The organism is Carboxylicivirga marina (genome assembly GCF_016612505.1).
Lineage (GTDB): Bacteria > Bacteroidota > Bacteroidia > Bacteroidales > Marinilabiliaceae > Carboxylicivirga > Carboxylicivirga marina.
Genome location: NZ_JAENRR010000011.1, coordinates 64806 through 80471 on the forward strand (window position 1 = coordinate 64806; position 15666 = coordinate 80471).

The window sequence follows — 15666 nt, forward strand, 5'->3', positions numbered from 1 at the left end:
GATGTATATTATATTTTTATGGCTTATTAAAAAACCGGAAAAGAACAGCTATGTCAAAAATTGAAGCCTTAAATCTAATAGGTAGCACCCCAATGGTGCATTTAAAAACACTTGATCCCAAACCGGGTGTTGAGATACATGCAAAACTCGAGTACATGAATCCTACGGGAAGTATGAAAGACCGAATTATTGCTTATATGATTCAGAAAGGTGTTGAGGAAGGGAAAATCAATGAGAACACGACAATTGTTGAGGGAAGCTCCGGTAATACTGGTGCCTCAGTTGCTATGATTGCTTCCACTATGGGACTGAAATCAATTATTTTTGTTCCTGATAAATGCAGTGAGGAGAAGATTGCAATAATTAAATCATATGGAGCTGAAGTTATTGTAAAGCCTGAGCTGACATATGGAAAATTTCCAGCAATAAAGGCCAGCGAAAGTGAAGACTACTATCACATTGATCAATATAACAACATTTATAACCCTGAGGCCCATTATATGACCTTAGGAAAGGAGATATGGGATGATATGAATGGGGAGATTGATGCCTTTGTAGCAGCCGCATCAACAGGTGGTACATTATCAGGTGTTGCAAAACGATTAAAAGAAAATAATCCTGATATAAAAGCTATTCTGGCAGATCCGGAAGGCTCTGTTTATAAACCGTACCTGGAGGGCAAAGAAGATTATCTTTCTTATATTGAGTCGTTTCATGTAGAAGGTGCCGGTAAGACTAAACTATGTGCAACCATGAATTTTGACATAGTGGATGAAACAATTGCATTTAATGATGAGAAAGCAATAGCTATGGTGCATCGGCTTGCCCGCGAGGAAGGCCTGATGGCTGGTGGTTCAAGTGGTGGTAATGTTTGGGCTGCCCTGGAAGTTGCAAAAAGGATGGAAGCTCCTGCTAAGATTGTAACTGTTTTGCCCGATAGTGGTTTTAAATACCTGAGCAAAATTTTCAATCCACAGTGGTTAAAAGAAGTGGGCCTTGGTCATCTGGTTAAATAATACCGATTACGAATCAAAACGATTGATAAAAAATCAATCTGTGATTCTGTTTCGGCATATTAACCCATGTAATAAACAAAATGCTTTATCAATCATTTTGTTATACATTTGGTATAACTTACCATAACTTCATTATATATTCCACCTTATAATATTTCATAGAATTGTTTGACTTTTCTTAAGTGATGTAAAGTCAAACAATTCTATGACGATATCGTTATTTTGATTTCCTGAACCTGGTTTAAGGTGGGGTTATTTGTGGGTTTTGAGAGACATAAGCATATGTAATTTTTAGTCAAAAGCTACTTTTGGTAAACTAAGTAATTTCAAACTTGATTTGAGTATGCATAACAATATAGTATCGCCATCACAGACAAAAGTTATACTTGATATTGCTACTTTCGATGATCTTTTCCAGAGAAAAGATTCAAGAGGAAACATCTATTATGAGATAGAAAATGCAGTAATTGATTGCGAAATTCCGTATGAACACTTTCAAAATATTTTATTCTTGAGATGCACTAATACAATCTTCTCTAGTCAATTTGTTGTGGATTTTAAGTCCACTAATTGCATATCCTTCAATATCGTTGAGTTCAATGAACGATTAAGTATCAGAGGGACATTAAAAGAAAATAGTGACTTTCGAACAGTTACTTTCCATCAAGCATCATCGATCAGTCGTTTGACGTGCTTAAAAGGCTTCTATTTTCAGAATATCACAATTCACAAAAGCGTTGAATTCTTTATAGAAAATCAATTTGTCGGTGAAGCAACCTTTTCTAACCTAACAAAAGTCAATGATAACGAAGGTCTCTTTTTTTACGACACAACCTTCAAAGACAAAGTTTATTTTAGAAACATAGATGATCAATACCTATCGTTAAACTCATGCAAGTTTGAATCCATTCTATCTCTTAGTTTTGTTCATTTGCGAGAGCTTTTTCTGTCCGCTACAATTTTCAATTCTACGATTGAAACAAATCAAGTGTCATTCAGACAGGGAGCTAGAGAGGTCTTTAGACAACTTAAGCACCAGATGCTAATAAATAATAACAAAATTGATGCATTGGAATTTCACAAATTAGAAATGAATGCATTTAGGACTGAAATAGAAAAAAGGAAATGGTATAATCCAGACAAATTGATTCTTCTTCTTAACAGTATTTCTAACTCTCATGGAACAAATCCTTGGGTAGGAATAGTGTTTGTTTTAAGTGTATCTATCATTGGATTCTTTCCACAATTATTAGTATTGAAGGATAGTTACTTTGAATGGGGTTGGTATGGATTTGAAAGTCAATTATTGGCTATTGGAACTACTATTAAATTATGGATTAATTTTATAAATCCAGCTCATAGCATTAATTTCTTGGGTGATTACAATCCTAGGGCTATAACATATATTTGGGATAATATATGGCGTATTTTTATTGGTTATGGATATTATCAAACGATTCAAGGATTTAGGAAATATGGAAGACTTTAGAAGAACTAAACATTAAAACTTTTGATACAAAGGAAACTGGCATTATTCGACCAGTTAACTTTTTGAAATGTATCGAATAAGGTTAAACCGCGAAACACATTTATAAAACCAGTTTATAAGGCTGCCAATTATAGTGCGTATTACGGGATGGTAATTTGTCTCACCAAACCGCGGTAATGTGCAATTATTTCGTTTGAAGCGTTGGCGTTTTTATATGACGGTTGGCAATCACATCTTCATTTTTATTTTCTTTGCAGGCAAATCAGTTGAACAGAAACGATGCAAGCATTAAGTACTAAAGAAGCCATTGAGTATCGTCGCAGTATTAGACAGTTTAAGCCAGATGCGATTGACGATAGCATCATCATGGAGTTACTGGAGTCTGCACGCTTAGGCCATCATAAAAGTTCATGCTAAAATGAGTTAAATCTAGTGTCATTTGGTTGTATACATAGCTAACGTTAAAGCCAAATGGCAATTGTAAATCAATATTCCGATCTGCAACCTTTTGTCCCCAGATAGGTAATACATATGGGTATTTTTTAACAGCTGTACTGTCTTGAACGGTATCCTGTTTTTTACCTAGAGCAATACTTGTACTCGAACAATATAGAATCAAAAACAGTAGCACTACTATATTTCTAAAGGCTTTTTTCATCGTCATTTTTTTTAATAAATAAGAAACGAAACATGCATGAACGTCAATTATACTTGAGTATAATTGAAATTCATGCACTTCGCGTATTTCATCAGTATATGTCGTTTATAAAACCAAACAACATCGAATTATTTATCGCCAAATAAATTTAAGACCAAATTCACAGTTCCAATCGTAAGGACGGTCACTTCCTATGCCAGCACCAGGTCTCACATAAACACTAGCGCCAGGTAAGGCTTTAATCATGTAGCCATATTCCACTTCGACCAATGCAGGGAACATGTCTGTGTCATGATCAACAATGATTTGTGGATCAACAATCAGCCAATTAGCTCCTTTGCCCAAAAGCCAGACAAAGTATAAATCTAACTGGCTTCGGCTAATTTTATTATTATCTCCGCCATCCATGTCGAATAAATACTGATAACCTGGAGCAAAAAGACTTCCTTTTCCGAGTAAGCCAGGGAAAACGAAAAACAAGGTTGGAGCAAGTACATTGGCATCAAAACCTAGAGCTTCATGGCTTGATGTATTAAAAGTTGCTTCAAGTCCTGGTACAATAATCACATTAGAACTTGCATAAGCCATCCATAACAAACGCATATCCATGTCGCCAATACCCGATATGTTTGAGTTGCCAAAAGCACCCTCCGGAGAATTGATATTAAGATCTCTATACCTAAAGCGCATTCTTGTTCCGAACTTCTTGCCTAAGTTGTTGAGCATGTGGTCGTTTTCAACGCCTGCTGCCTTTGCCAAGTCTTTGCCCAGGGGCCAACGAAACTCAAAGAAATTAGTTAGGTATGAACCTGCCGAATTAGGTAGGCTAGCCATTTCGGAATAAAACCTGGTATCGTAGGTAAAGTTAGCAGGATTGGTTCCTGTATTATCTTTTTTTTCTTGGGCATCTCCAAGTGCAAAGGTAAATACACCTAGCACAAGAAGTAGTATGAGTTTATTTGAATTCATAGGATCAAATTTTGGATTTACAGATTACTTTTGTGGCTTATATGGGTCTTTTTGACCTGTCATGATTGCCGGATATTTTTTCAAAGAAATTATATGTTCCGTTAATTGACCAAGTGCGGCTTTTGGAACCCAGGTGTGTGGGAAGAGCACATTATTTTTTTCCTGCGGATCGGTATAAAGATTATAAACCCTTGGCATGGTGTAGGTATCTAATTTACCGTTCCATGCGCTTTGTTCTTTAAAATGAAGTTTCCAATTTTTCCATTTAACTGCAAAGATATCCTTACCCATGTATACAATAAATCCATCGCGTCCGGATTTTTGCTGCTTACCTAAAAAGAAATCAGACATTTCAATACCATCAATCACGCGGTCGTCAGGTACAGTACCCCCGGCTATCTTGGCAAAAGTTGGAAATAAATCCATGGCATGCACTATTTCATCACTCACAGAACCTGCTGGAATTTTATTGGGCCATCGCACAACAAAAGGTACACGCAAAGCACCTTCAAAACTTGAAAAAAGAGTACTTCTCCAAGGTCCGGCCGAACCGTTGATAGCACTTTCAAGAGTAATGCTTGTATTTTGAAAATCAAGAGCTTCAGGTCCATTGTCGGCAGTGAAAATAAATATGGTATTTTCAGCTATTCCCAAGTCATCAATCTTTGCCAAAAGCTCACCTGTGTAATCATCAATCTGGGTCAACAAATCAGCCCAGGGACCATTCCCGGTTTTGCCATCATAATCGGGATGTGGCATAGTTGGAAAGTGAGTAGCTGTATAAGGCAGATATAAAAAGAATGGTTTTTTCTTTTTTGCTTGTCGCTCCATAAAATCAATTGCCTTGTTGGTTAAGTCTCGGTCAATTAATGGACGATAATCTAAGCGATAAGGTCTTACTTTCTTTGGAGTTTTCCCTTTTTTAGCTTCCATCACATACGTTTCCGGCAGTCCACTTTCTGCAAAACCATCCAACGAAGTATAAGCTGACTCATCGGTAGAATTTGGGATACCATACCATTCATCAAAGCCCTGATCGGTTGGGAATCGACCTTCGGTTCTTCCAAGGTGCCATTTACCATACATTCCGGTAGCATAACCTACGTCTGAGAGCATTTCAGCCATAGTAACTTCCCACTTAACCAAACCGTAAATGCCTTCTCCCAAAGGAACGGTTGCGTTTCCACTTCTGATTGCATAGCGTCCCGTCATAATTGCAGATCGGGAAGGCGTGCACTGTACTTCTACATTGAAATTGGTTAAACGCATTCCTTCAGAAGCTAGTTGATCCATATTGGGAGTGGCAGCTCCACGCGTAATTCCGCCGCCATTAAAACCAGGTTCCCCATAGCCGAAGTTGTCGAGGAAAACTAAAACAATGTTAGGCTTTTCTTGAGCATAGCTGCTTGATGTTATAAACACAGCTAGAATAAATAATGCTAATAGTCTCATAGTTATTTTTTTATAGTTAAAAATGTTGAATTTAAATTGTAGAAGTAGTAGTAAAATATAATTTTAGAATAATATACTTTAAAAGTCAACCATTACGTCCACATAACTATACATTTCGTTTTCGACGTTACTTCTTTTGCAGCATGTTTGCTATCCTGAGTTCAACGTAAAATTTTGAACTCATAACGCTTACAAATAGTGAGTTTCAAGTGCATTGACGAAAGAATAGCGGGCTATTTTGAGTCGATTACACGAAGAAAATTGCTGTTGGTAAGTGGAATTGCTACGCTTTGAATAAAAAACTGTTCTACAGCGTCAAATTTTATCACCATAGCTCGCTATGCTTCAAAAATTTATATTGTATATCAATCATTTAATAAAATATGAGCTGGTTAATTTTAATCGAACTCAGGTTATTAATAAGCTACTACTTGTGCCTCCAAATATTGAGCGAATAAATACGCTTGCGTAGTAGTTTCTATTAAAGTAATGCAGTGAAATTAATTTATAAAACCAGTTTATAAGCCTGTCAATGGAAGTGTAGTTTACGGAATGGAAAATTGTCTTTCCAAACCATGGTAATGTATAATTATTTCGTTTGAAGCGCTGGCGTTTTTATATGACGATAAGCCATCTCATCTTCATTTTTATTTTCTTTGCAGGCAAATCAGTTGAACAGAAACGATGCAAGTATTAAGTACTAAAGAAGCCATTGAGAGTCGCCGTAGTATTCGACAGTTTAAACCGGAAGCCATTAACGATAGTATCATCATGGAGTTACTAGAGTCTGCACGCTTAGCGCCGTCGGGTTGTAATTCGCAACCCTGGCGCTTTAAAATTGTAAAAGATAAAGCCACCAAGGAGCAGCTTCAGGCCTTGGCCTATGATCAAAAGTTTGTTTCACAGGCGCCTGTGGTGCTTGTGGTTTGTGCCGATGTGCAAGGCTATATTGATGGACGTACCTCAGGAGTGCAGGATTTGGCAGACATTGGTGTGTTCGATAATAGGTTAACAACGATACTAAATGAAACGACTCATAAAAAGTCGGCACTCGGTTTTAACGTGCTTTCTCATTCGGTTGCTTTTAATGTGGCCATTGCCATTGAGCACATTGTGCTGCGGGCACTTGATTTCGGACTAGGCACCTGTTGGATGAAACTAATGAATGAACAGGCTATTCAGCAACTGTTTGGCTGGGATAATAACATTGTTCCGGTTGCGCTTTTGCCAATTGGCTATCCGGCCGAAGCGCCTGCACCGCGAAAACGTGTTCCCATTGAAGATTTAATTATTGGCTCAATATGATATTTAGTGGGTAATATTCTTACTATCATTCTGGGGTTTTCAACCCCAAACCCCGACTTCATTTTTTCACAGATGAAAAAACGCAAGCAAAAAAATCTTTGGCTACGCCTGCATAAGCTCATAAAACTACGGTTGAATGACTGGAATCGTTTAAACTCACTTCGTTCGAACAGAAAACGATTCTTAAACGTCAAATACAACCTTGTTTTATGGCTCACCAGCCAAGGCCATAGGGTAATTCTTGGGCTTACCCACTCTAATCCATACAGAACCATTTTTTATTTGACTGGAGCGCAACTCATCAATCTATCGAACCCTTGTTTGAAGCTGTAATGATATCAACAACCGGACAACAGGGAATCTCATTTGTTACAAAAGGTATCAGGTGTGATTGAGGATTGAATGTTATGCTATGATATTTATAGGTCTCTAACTCTTATGCAGTAAAATATATGTTATAATATTGAACTCTAGAAATATCCGTTCACTGAGATTCCTCAACATTGATAACTACATGTCCTAAAGAGATACCAAAAAGCGCAAATCAAATTGATCTGCGCTTTTTCTACTAGAACTTTGAATGCTCACTAATATCCTAAATCCAATCCTTTATCTACCGCCGGAATGCCTTTTTTCATCCATCTTGGCATGGGTTCTCCTTTTAGATAATGATCAAAAAACTGTGCTAATCTTACCTGGAAATCATACTTGTCGCGCACTAAAGTCGGCCAATGATCAGCATCATTATAATTTAGTAGCCATGCTTCTTTCTTTAATCGTCTTAAAGCAATAAAAAACTCAACACCCTGGCTAAATGGGACAGCGCCATCGTCTTCATTGTGCATGATTAACATGGGCGTTGTAATCTTATCAGCTGTAAACAAAGGTGAGTTTTCAAGGTATCTTAGAGGAGATTCCCAGATTGATTTACCAATCCGGCTTTGTGTGTGTTCGTACTGGAACGAACGGTTCCTGCCTGTCCATAATCGTATGCCGCCATAGGCACTGAACATGTTAACAACCGGCGCACCTGATTCAATGGCTGCAAACAGGTTTGTTCTGGTAGCCAGATAAGCGACCTGGTAACCTCCCCAGCTATGTCCCTGAGCGGCTATGGCTTTTTCATCAATAAACCCTTCTGCTATTAATTGCGAAATACCCGGCATCACACAGTTGAAAGCCGATTCTCCCGGATACCCTTCCTTATAATAAACATCCGGATTAAATATCACATAATCATGACTCGCATAGTAATGATAATCGATGGTTGAGCGATGCGCTTCAGGAATCTGATGATGATACAAGCGTTGCGATGATTTTTCATAGAAATTTACTATCAACGGATACTTTTTATTGGGATCAAAGTTGGCAGGTTTTACCAATAAGCCTTCCAGTTGTTGTCCGTCAAGTGATGTCCAGGTGTATAATTCCTTTGTGCCCCAAAGGAAATCTTTTTGCTTTAGATTGACATCACTGACAGCTTTTGATTTCTTGAAGTCATTTTCAGTCACTGAAAGGTTTGGAAACTCCTGGAAATCCTCTTTTGTATAAACTAAGACATTGGCATCTTTCGCCCTGGTTGGTGCTGTTAATCGATATTGACCCGATAGAAGAACTTTAGGCGATTTTCTGTTTTTAATAGTTGTTTTATAAAACCCATCCTCTCTTGAAACTTCATTATGGCCTATTAAATAAAGCGGTTTAGAAACATCAATGCCTTTATAGTCTTCATCAATTAAACCGTGATAGGCCTTATCGTAATCAATCAATCGATAGGAGGTTTTAGATTCTCCGCCATCAACAGTTATGTTTACAGGTGCCGTTTTATTTTCAGGATCAACCTTCCAGATATCAAATCTATCGTAGAGCAATAACGCTTCGTCATTTACTAACCAGCCACCAGTGCCGTAGCTGCTAGCCGGATTAGGTATGTCATTGATTTCGTCAGCACACTGAATAGCATTTGCTGTGCTTATTTTATACTCAATGCCCTTATTGATATGATAAGTATTCCATGTTGTATCCATGGCATTGTACCAATATATATACTTGCCGTTTGGAGAAGCACTTGGATAAGCTCTGACATCTTGCTTAAACATTTTCCGTTCGCCGGTATTGATATTGACCAGGTAGAAGTCGTTATGCTCAGGGTAACCTTCCCACATTCTTTGTACTGCATATGGCAAATTCGAATAGGCTACCAGGTAATCGGAATTACCTTCGTTAATCCATTCAATATCAGAATCTGATTTTTGCTCCAGCTGAACGATCTTATTATTATCCAGATGATAAACCGCTAAATAGGATTTTGTTAAATCATCTTTTTTAGTAGTAAGCTGTTCGGTATGTAATATGGGTTCATTCCAGTGCCATACGTCCAATTCAGGAATTTCTTCATCCAATTTCGTTGTATCTTTTTCAGGTTTAACCGGAGCAAGGCCAAAATAAACGCGCTTTGTTTTATCGGCAATTTTTAATTGACCATGCTCACTAATCTGCCACCCCTCTTCAATGCCTTTGGTATTGGTTGATGCTAATTCGTTCAAACCGTCATTCTGGTTCCATAAATACAGCTGATAAGCTGGCTTTTTGCTTTGGCTTGTATCCGCTAAAAATGCCAGGCTACTTCCCGTTTTATTTAAAGTAAGCTGTTTATATTTTCCTTTTCCGGTTAAGACGGCTGTTTGAACTGCATCCAATAAGTTATAATAGTAGATGCCTGGTTCCATTTCGTTGTCAGCGCCTGTCGACACAAAAGCAATCACTTCTTTGTGCTTGGCAAAAATATAATCTGTGACATAGGGAAACTGCATTATTTCTCCGCTTGTCAGATTTCTGACATTAAGCATAAAGCCATTTTCCTTCGACTCCTCTTTTACTTCCTGTAAAGTTGTGTCATTCAAAATTTCCGTTTGGGTTTGATAAGCCATAAAACCATCCCATTGCTTTGGTAGCTTGAAGGATTTTAAGTTTGGAACGGTGTCCAATGCTTTCGTTTTCAGATTGTAGATGCCCAGCTTATTCAACGGCATCTTATCCTTCTTCGTTTTTTTCAACTTTAAGTCTCTTACCACATCCTTTTCGGGTTCAATTTTAAAAGCAACATGCGTTGAATGATGACTAATGGCAGCATCGTTTCCTCCAGCAACCGCGCTCAGTTCAGCACCAAGCTTATCAATAATTTTTAAAACTGCATCACCCTTCCATGGTTCAGCTTTATAAACTATATAATTCCCATCATTAGAGATTGATTTTTCCGTAATCCTGTTCCACTTAAGAATATCATCATAGGTCAATGGTTTCTTCTCTTGTGCGTAGGATGCAGAAACTAATAAAAAGAGTGTTGATAGTATTAAAAACTGTTTCATGATAGTATGTTTATATTTTTCTTCTGAGTTTAGTAAATGATGCATGAATATACGATTTATTAAGACTGTTGAACTGGTCTTTTTTCACTTTTAAAAAGATGTGATGGTGATGCCAGATAGTTAAAGGTTTTTTAGAGTAAAGAACAAATACCCCTTAGACTCAATACTGATCTTTCCTAAATTATATGCCGTTCAAAACTATAGTGTTCCATCTGCTAATACATGGTTGGCAAAGTCGGTATCACGGCAATCGCATTTAAGAAATTGTTTTACAACTCAAGCCGTTGAGGCTTCCCCTTTTTCCCTCCAGCTCAAAAAAGGGGAGAAAAAAGCCGCCGACCGAAGCACTCGTTTACCCATTATGACAACTCTACGGGAAAAATTTAAAGATTAACAGCTTGGCATCAAATTTTTCTTCCCTCCGTTTATGTCAATGGGGCCCAAACTACGCTGCTTATGTCGGTATTATACAATACAAAAAATAAATTCCTTTTAAATGCGATTGCCGTGAAGTCGGTATCCGATTAGCAAAATGTGAACTGGATTTTATTATATTGATTGGAGTGAACTTTACCCCTGGTGTCCACATAGTACTCTTTCAAAAGCTCAGTGACAGTCTTGGTTAAGCTCAAAGTACTGACTGTATTACGTTCGAAATCAATCTGTTTTAAGTTCAGTGGTGATGTAGGGCATGGCCAGTTTATATCCCCTGCAAATTCAAGAGTCTGTGTAGTTGCACCATGCTTGTCAGGTTTTGCTTCAAGATTGATGCTGTATAATCTCACGATTGATGGGTAATAACCCCTACTTTGACCTTCACAAGATATAATTCCAATAGCCTCGATGAGGTAAACCTGATCTTCTTAGCAAATAATTTGGTCTTTTTAGGTTCAACTTTGAGCTAAAATGGCATCTTGGTTGATGCTAATGTGGATAAAATTTTGGTCAAAGTAAGGTCGTATGTCAGCTTCAATAGCCTATATGTTGATGTTGGTTGAGTAAGAGCATGTCAGGTTTTTCGTCTGTTTAATAGTGCACCAAGATGACTTATGGGCTTATAAAGAGGTATTGATAAAAGTTGCAAGGAGTGAGATAAGCTGCTAGCGCTGATTTGGAATCAGTGCCTTCTTCAAAATAAGCACGAATTACAAATTCGCACTAGCACTAAGTTTTTTAAAATACAATTGGTATAAAACAAAAAAATCCGGAGGTCTGCTTCCGGATTTAATTACTTAAACTTCTTCGGTTTCAACTTTACGCTTTCGGCGAGGGAAATGCGTTTTTAATTCATCGTAAACTTCTTTGGCGCCCGGTACATTGTTTTTAGCGCCCAGCTTTACGTTGTTATAAAATAGCAAGGCATTGTTATAGGCTTCGCTACCTGCAATCATGGCTGTGTCGTTAACCTGACTGGCCAGCGTTAATAAATTATTTTCCAGGGGTAGCAACTCTGTTGCGTCTGCTACATCAATGTCAAAATCTTCCTGAGTAATAAACGATGGTATCAATTCAGGGTGCTCTTTACTTAAGCTATTGGCGTTAGTTACAAAGCTCAAAGCCTTTTCGCCCATCTTTAACATTTTCTGTCTTTGTTCAGTAGTCAGGGTAATAAAGAAGGGACTCATCAAGGTCTGAATCTCTTCTACTTTTACTTTAACCTGATCAATCACATCCTTCGGGATGCTTTCGTCATGCATGTTTTTCATTTTATTTATCTTTACAGTTCTACAATGAGCGCGAACCACGCTGACCGGATAGTTTGCAGACCGAAGGGCAGCTGTGATTCGTGCTTTTTATTGATTATTAAATTAACAATAAATATTAATATCGATTTGGCTTACCTTGATTAACGCCTCTAATATTTTGATAAAAATATGATTTTGTTTGACTAACGTTGGTAGTGTATGGCTTTGGTGAGACTTTCGTGTAGAAAACCAGTTCAAAGTCATGCTGGTATAGCAAGGTTGTTGATGGTGTGTTGTGTAGGTATGTATCAGGTAATCATCTGTATTGAGTCGCTATGTGTTGTTCAGTCAGCAGTGTTAAATTATATTCGGTGTTCGTCTTCATGTCCTTTTGCTCTTCAGAATTGAATGCTGATTTCAAAACATTTCTGCAACAATTCATTTTAAGGGAAAAATGAGCTAAGGCTTTGATTTTATTGATATTGTTAGTATGTTCAGTACGTCTCATGAAAAAAACTGGAAAAATGATATTCAATCGACTTAGTCAGACGGTTCTTGTTGTGTGTTTGATTCTTGTTGGTGTGCAGTATGCCTGTGATTCAGGGGAGAAGGGAGCTTTAAAGTTGAGCGATGAGGAGCAGAAATGGCTCAAACAGCATAATGAGATTGTACTAGCTGTGGATAATACCTATGCACCACTCAATTATATGGATAATGATGGTCAGTTAAAAGGATTGAATATTGATTTAATTCAACTTATCCAAAAGCATATTGGTGTTCAAATCAGACTTGAGGGTTCTACCTGGGATGAAGCTTTAGGTAAAGCCATGAATCATGAAGTTGATGGTGTGATTAATGCCACGCCGTTAGAGGAAAGAAAAAGCAGGCTAAACTTTACGGATGCCTTTTTTAAAGATCCCTTAGCTCTGGTCACTTATAAGGAAAATACAATTCAGAATTTTGATAATATACAATATCAGCGTATCGCGGCCAAGCGTGGGAGTCAGCATTTAATCGCTATTCGTAATAAAATTCCAGAGCACCTTGTAATCCCCATTCAAACTCTAGATGAAGGGATTGAGCTTTTATCGGCCAAAAAAATCGATGGCATCTATGACGACCTGGCACCACTCTACCATATTATATCATCTCAGGGTTATAGCCATTTGAAGGTCGCCTTTGTTGAGCCTGCTGAAGCAGGTGCTCGTATAGCAGTCAGGAACGATTCTGAAGTGTTATTGAATATACTTAACAAGGCAATTAATAAGATATCGGCAAAGGAACGACTCGAGATTCAAAATAAATGGTTGCGCTTCTCACCAAAACAAAATTATCGATTTTACTACATAACGATAGCTGTATTAATTGCTATTGTATTGCTGGTGAGCCTATGGACCTGGTCATTAAAACTCATGGTCAATAAAAAAATCAAAGAGCTTCATTTAGAGCTTCAGAGGCGCAAAGAAGCAGAGGTTCAATTGATAGGGGCGAAAGAAAAAGCAGAGGAGAGTGATCGTTTAAAATCGGCATTTTTGGCTAATATCAGTCATGAGATTCGAACACCAATGAATAGTATAGTAGGATTTTCAGAAGTCCTGCAGCATGATATGTTTAGCAGGGAAGAACAATCGCAATACCTTGGTCTTATTCTGAGTAGTGCCAATCAGCTGCTTTCCATTATTAATGATTTGGTGAATATATCAAAGATTGAGGCTAACATGGTAGATGTTGAGGTGTGTGAAGTAGATATAAACAAAATGCTGGAAGAATTGATAGCTGCCTTTAAGGTGCAGTTTTATAACAAGGAAATAGAGCTGTCATATGAGTGTAAGCAAGGCAGTGCTTTATTGATGCATACCGATGAGGTTAAACTCAGGCAGGTCTTGACTAACTTGATAGGCAATGCACTTAAGAATACTAAAAAAGGATATGTGAAGTTCGGTGTTTGTGAACCGAAGGATGGGATGGTGAAGTTTTTTGTGAAAGATAGTGGAAGGGGTATAGAGCCTGAAAGTCATAAGCTAATTTTTAATCGTTTTAGTAAAATAAACTACGGCGATAATGATGGTGGCACGGGTTTAGGTTTAGCTATTTCAAAAGCACATGTTGAATTGATGGGAGGGAAAATATGGGTAGAATCAGTTGTTGGCGAAGGTTCGGGCTTCTATTTTACATTGCCCTTAGCTGATTAACTAGGGATTAGCTATTATCCATTGGTGCCTTATTATTTGACATGCGTTTATTAATCTCTAATTTTGCATTGAATAGTTAGTGTTTAATCAATTAACCAAACAAAATGATGAAGGTAGTCGCATTTAACGGAAGTCCCAAGAAGGAAGGAAATACTTATCACGCCTTAAAAATTGTATGTGAGCAGTTGGAGATGCAGGGTATTGAAACAGAAATTGTTCACTTGGGCAATAAAGGTATTAAAGGCTGCTTGGCCTGTGGCAAGTGTCGCGAGAATAAAGATGAAAAATGCATCATCAAAACAGATGGTGTAAATGAATGGATTCAGTTGATGAAAAATGCTGATGGAATGCTCTTTGGCTCGCCGGTGCACTATGCTGCCTTAAGTGCTAATATAAAAGCATTTCTCGATCGTGCTTTTTATGTATCCGGTTCAAACGGTAACTTGTTTCGTCATAAAGTGGGAGCCAGTCTAGCAGCCGTTCGGCGCTCAGGCGGATTGCCTACGTTTAATGAGATGAATAATTTCCTTAATTATGCCGAAATGTTCATTCCAACTTCCAACTATTGGAATGTGATTCACGGAACAACGCCCGGGGAAGTGTTGCAAGATAAAGAAGGTGTTCAGATAATGCGCGTGTTGGGTAAGAATATGGCCTATCTTTTAAAACTGATTGAGGCGGGTAAAGCAAGTGTTGAAGCACCCGAACAAGAAGCGAAAATATACACCAATTTTGTGCGATAGGAAAAAATGTGAGTTGCTTATGTTGTTCTATCGCAGTGGCTGTAGGGCGACCAAGTGGTCTGTGACGAATGTCATGATTTTATTAATGTGATGTGAGTTTATTTGTGTTTTCTTACCCAGAGAAAAACTAAAGGTTTGCATTAATAAGTAGGACGATTATCGCTAATTGCACTTATGGCTGATAATATTAACCCGGTTAAGTGTAATGGCTTACCGGGTTTTCTTTTTATTTATCAATAGCAATTTTTATCACAATTTTCTCTACTTTACTTGGTGCATCAATGTTAATGCAGGGAGCATGCAAATCTTCCGGAAAAAGAATGCAACCCATGCCGTTGCTTAGTCTGAAGCTGGAGTAATCGGCCACTTTTGAAAAATGTAGATCTTTGTCTTCACTATATGGGCCTTCTTTGACCATTCGGCTAGTTGGTGACACCAATATTTGCTCAATGCCCTTGTGGATGTATTGCAGGTCGATGTATTTCCGATGACCTTCCATGTTGGCCTCTTCTATACCTTTTGTTTCGTAGGTTTGAAAGATGGCAAAAACAGAGCGGCCATCAATCTCTACTTCCAGTGGTTTATCAATTGCTACCTTATTGAATAGGGCATCCAAATCGGTATTTTCAAGATAGTTGAGTGCCTTACGAAAGTGTTCGGAACTTTGTTTGTTCAGTGTTGCTAGTGTGCCAATAATTGCCATTGTAATAATTTTAAGGTTGCAATCAAAGATAGTGTATTTTGGAATGAGTTGATAAGTTAAGGTGGCAAGAGTTACTTAGCTTAAGG

12 protein-coding genes are annotated in these 15666 nt (G+C 37.9%); 7 read left to right on the forward strand and 5 right to left on the reverse strand.

The annotated features are described in order from the left end of the window. The first annotated feature begins 50 nt into the window (after window positions 1-50). The 3 genes from JIV24_RS06725 to JIV24_RS06735 all read left to right on the forward strand — a co-directional run bounded on the left by JIV24_RS06725 (window position 51) and on the right by JIV24_RS06735 (window position 2922). Window positions 51-1016: a PLP-dependent cysteine synthase family protein gene (locus tag JIV24_RS06725; protein ID WP_200464260.1), complete on the forward strand. Its 966-nt coding sequence runs from the start codon at window positions 51-53 to the stop codon at window positions 1014-1016. A gap of 343 nt (window positions 1017-1359) precedes the next feature. Then, window positions 1360-2505: a hypothetical protein gene (locus tag JIV24_RS06730; protein WP_200464261.1), complete on the forward strand. Its 1146-nt coding sequence runs from the start codon at window positions 1360-1362 to the stop codon at window positions 2503-2505. Window positions 2506-2784: 279 nt separating this feature from the next. Beyond that, complete coding sequence (locus JIV24_RS06735) at window positions 2785-2922, forward strand: nitroreductase family protein (RefSeq protein WP_200464262.1); 138 nt, start codon at window positions 2785-2787, stop codon at window positions 2920-2922. A 373-nt stretch (window positions 2923-3295) separates the two neighbouring features. Here the strand turns inward: JIV24_RS06735 and JIV24_RS06740 are convergent, their stop codons facing one another. Both JIV24_RS06740 and JIV24_RS06745 read right to left on the reverse strand, forming a co-directional pair. Beyond that, a complete protein-coding gene (locus tag JIV24_RS06740; protein ID WP_200464263.1) occupies window positions 3296-4132 on the reverse strand; it encodes a hypothetical protein in 837 nt (278 codons plus the stop codon). A gap of 24 nt (window positions 4133-4156) precedes the next feature. Next, window positions 4157-5584: an arylsulfatase gene (locus JIV24_RS06745; protein ID WP_200464264.1), complete on the reverse strand. Its 1428-nt coding sequence runs from the start codon at window positions 5582-5584 to the stop codon at window positions 4157-4159. A 684-nt stretch (window positions 5585-6268) separates the two neighbouring features. Here JIV24_RS06745 and JIV24_RS06750 point away from each other — a divergent pair. Together JIV24_RS06750 and JIV24_RS22850 are read left to right on the forward strand one after the other, a co-directional pair. Further along, window positions 6269-6889: a nitroreductase family protein gene (locus JIV24_RS06750; RefSeq protein ID WP_200464265.1), complete on the forward strand. Its 621-nt coding sequence runs from the start codon at window positions 6269-6271 to the stop codon at window positions 6887-6889. Between the two features lie 263 nt (window positions 6890-7152). Continuing rightward, a complete protein-coding gene (locus JIV24_RS22850; RefSeq protein WP_200464302.1) occupies window positions 7153-7284 on the forward strand; it encodes a DUF3124 domain-containing protein in 132 nt (43 codons plus the stop codon). A gap of 192 nt (window positions 7285-7476) precedes the next feature. Here JIV24_RS22850 and JIV24_RS06760 read toward each other — a convergent pair whose 3' ends face one another. Together JIV24_RS06760 and JIV24_RS06765 are read right to left on the reverse strand one after the other, a co-directional pair. Further along, window positions 7477-10257: an alpha/beta hydrolase family protein gene (locus JIV24_RS06760; protein WP_200464266.1), complete on the reverse strand. Its 2781-nt coding sequence runs from the start codon at window positions 10255-10257 to the stop codon at window positions 7477-7479. A 1232-nt stretch (window positions 10258-11489) separates the two neighbouring features. Next, window positions 11490-11963, reverse strand: a complete 474-nt coding sequence (locus tag JIV24_RS06765; protein ID WP_200464267.1) for a hypothetical protein — start codon at window positions 11961-11963, stop codon at window positions 11490-11492. A gap of 503 nt (window positions 11964-12466) precedes the next feature. Between JIV24_RS06765 and JIV24_RS06770 the strand changes: the two genes are divergently transcribed. Beyond that, window positions 12467-14134, forward strand: a complete 1668-nt coding sequence (locus JIV24_RS06770) for an ATP-binding protein (RefSeq protein WP_200464268.1) — start codon at window positions 12467-12469, stop codon at window positions 14132-14134. A 104-nt stretch (window positions 14135-14238) separates the two neighbouring features. After that, window positions 14239-14877: a flavodoxin family protein gene (locus JIV24_RS06775; RefSeq protein ID WP_200464269.1), complete on the forward strand. Its 639-nt coding sequence runs from the start codon at window positions 14239-14241 to the stop codon at window positions 14875-14877. Window positions 14878-15103: 226 nt separating this feature from the next. Here the strand turns inward: JIV24_RS06775 and JIV24_RS06780 are convergent, their stop codons facing one another. After that, window positions 15104-15580, reverse strand: coding sequence for a YhcH/YjgK/YiaL family protein (locus tag JIV24_RS06780; protein WP_200464270.1), 477 nt, complete (start codon window positions 15578-15580; stop codon window positions 15104-15106). Window positions 15581-15666 lie beyond the last annotated feature (86 nt).

Coding starts and splice junctions, on each gene's coding strand:
- JIV24_RS06775 (WP_200464269.1), top strand. CDS start 14,239: ATGATGAAGGTAGTCGCATTTAACGGAAGTCCCAAGAAGGAAGGAAAT.
- JIV24_RS06735 (WP_200464262.1), top strand. CDS start 2,785: ATGCAAGCATTAAGTACTAAAGAAGCCATTGAGTATCGTCGCAGTATT.
- JIV24_RS06740 (WP_200464263.1), bottom strand. CDS start 4,132: ATGAATTCAAATAAACTCATACTACTTCTTGTGCTAGGTGTATTTACC.
- JIV24_RS06770 (WP_200464268.1), top strand. CDS start 12,467: ATGATATTCAATCGACTTAGTCAGACGGTTCTTGTTGTGTGTTTGATT.
- JIV24_RS06745 (WP_200464264.1), bottom strand. CDS start 5,584: ATGAGACTATTAGCATTATTTATTCTAGCTGTGTTTATAACATCAAGC.
- JIV24_RS06730 (WP_200464261.1), top strand. CDS start 1,360: ATGCATAACAATATAGTATCGCCATCACAGACAAAAGTTATACTTGAT.
- JIV24_RS06780 (WP_200464270.1), bottom strand. CDS start 15,580: ATGGCAATTATTGGCACACTAGCAACACTGAACAAACAAAGTTCCGAA.
- JIV24_RS06725 (WP_200464260.1), top strand. CDS start 51: ATGTCAAAAATTGAAGCCTTAAATCTAATAGGTAGCACCCCAATGGTG.
- JIV24_RS06765 (WP_200464267.1), bottom strand. CDS start 11,963: ATGAAAAACATGCATGACGAAAGCATCCCGAAGGATGTGATTGATCAG.
- JIV24_RS06750 (WP_200464265.1), top strand. CDS start 6,269: ATGCAAGTATTAAGTACTAAAGAAGCCATTGAGAGTCGCCGTAGTATT.
- JIV24_RS06760 (WP_200464266.1), bottom strand. CDS start 10,257: ATGAAACAGTTTTTAATACTATCAACACTCTTTTTATTAGTTTCTGCA.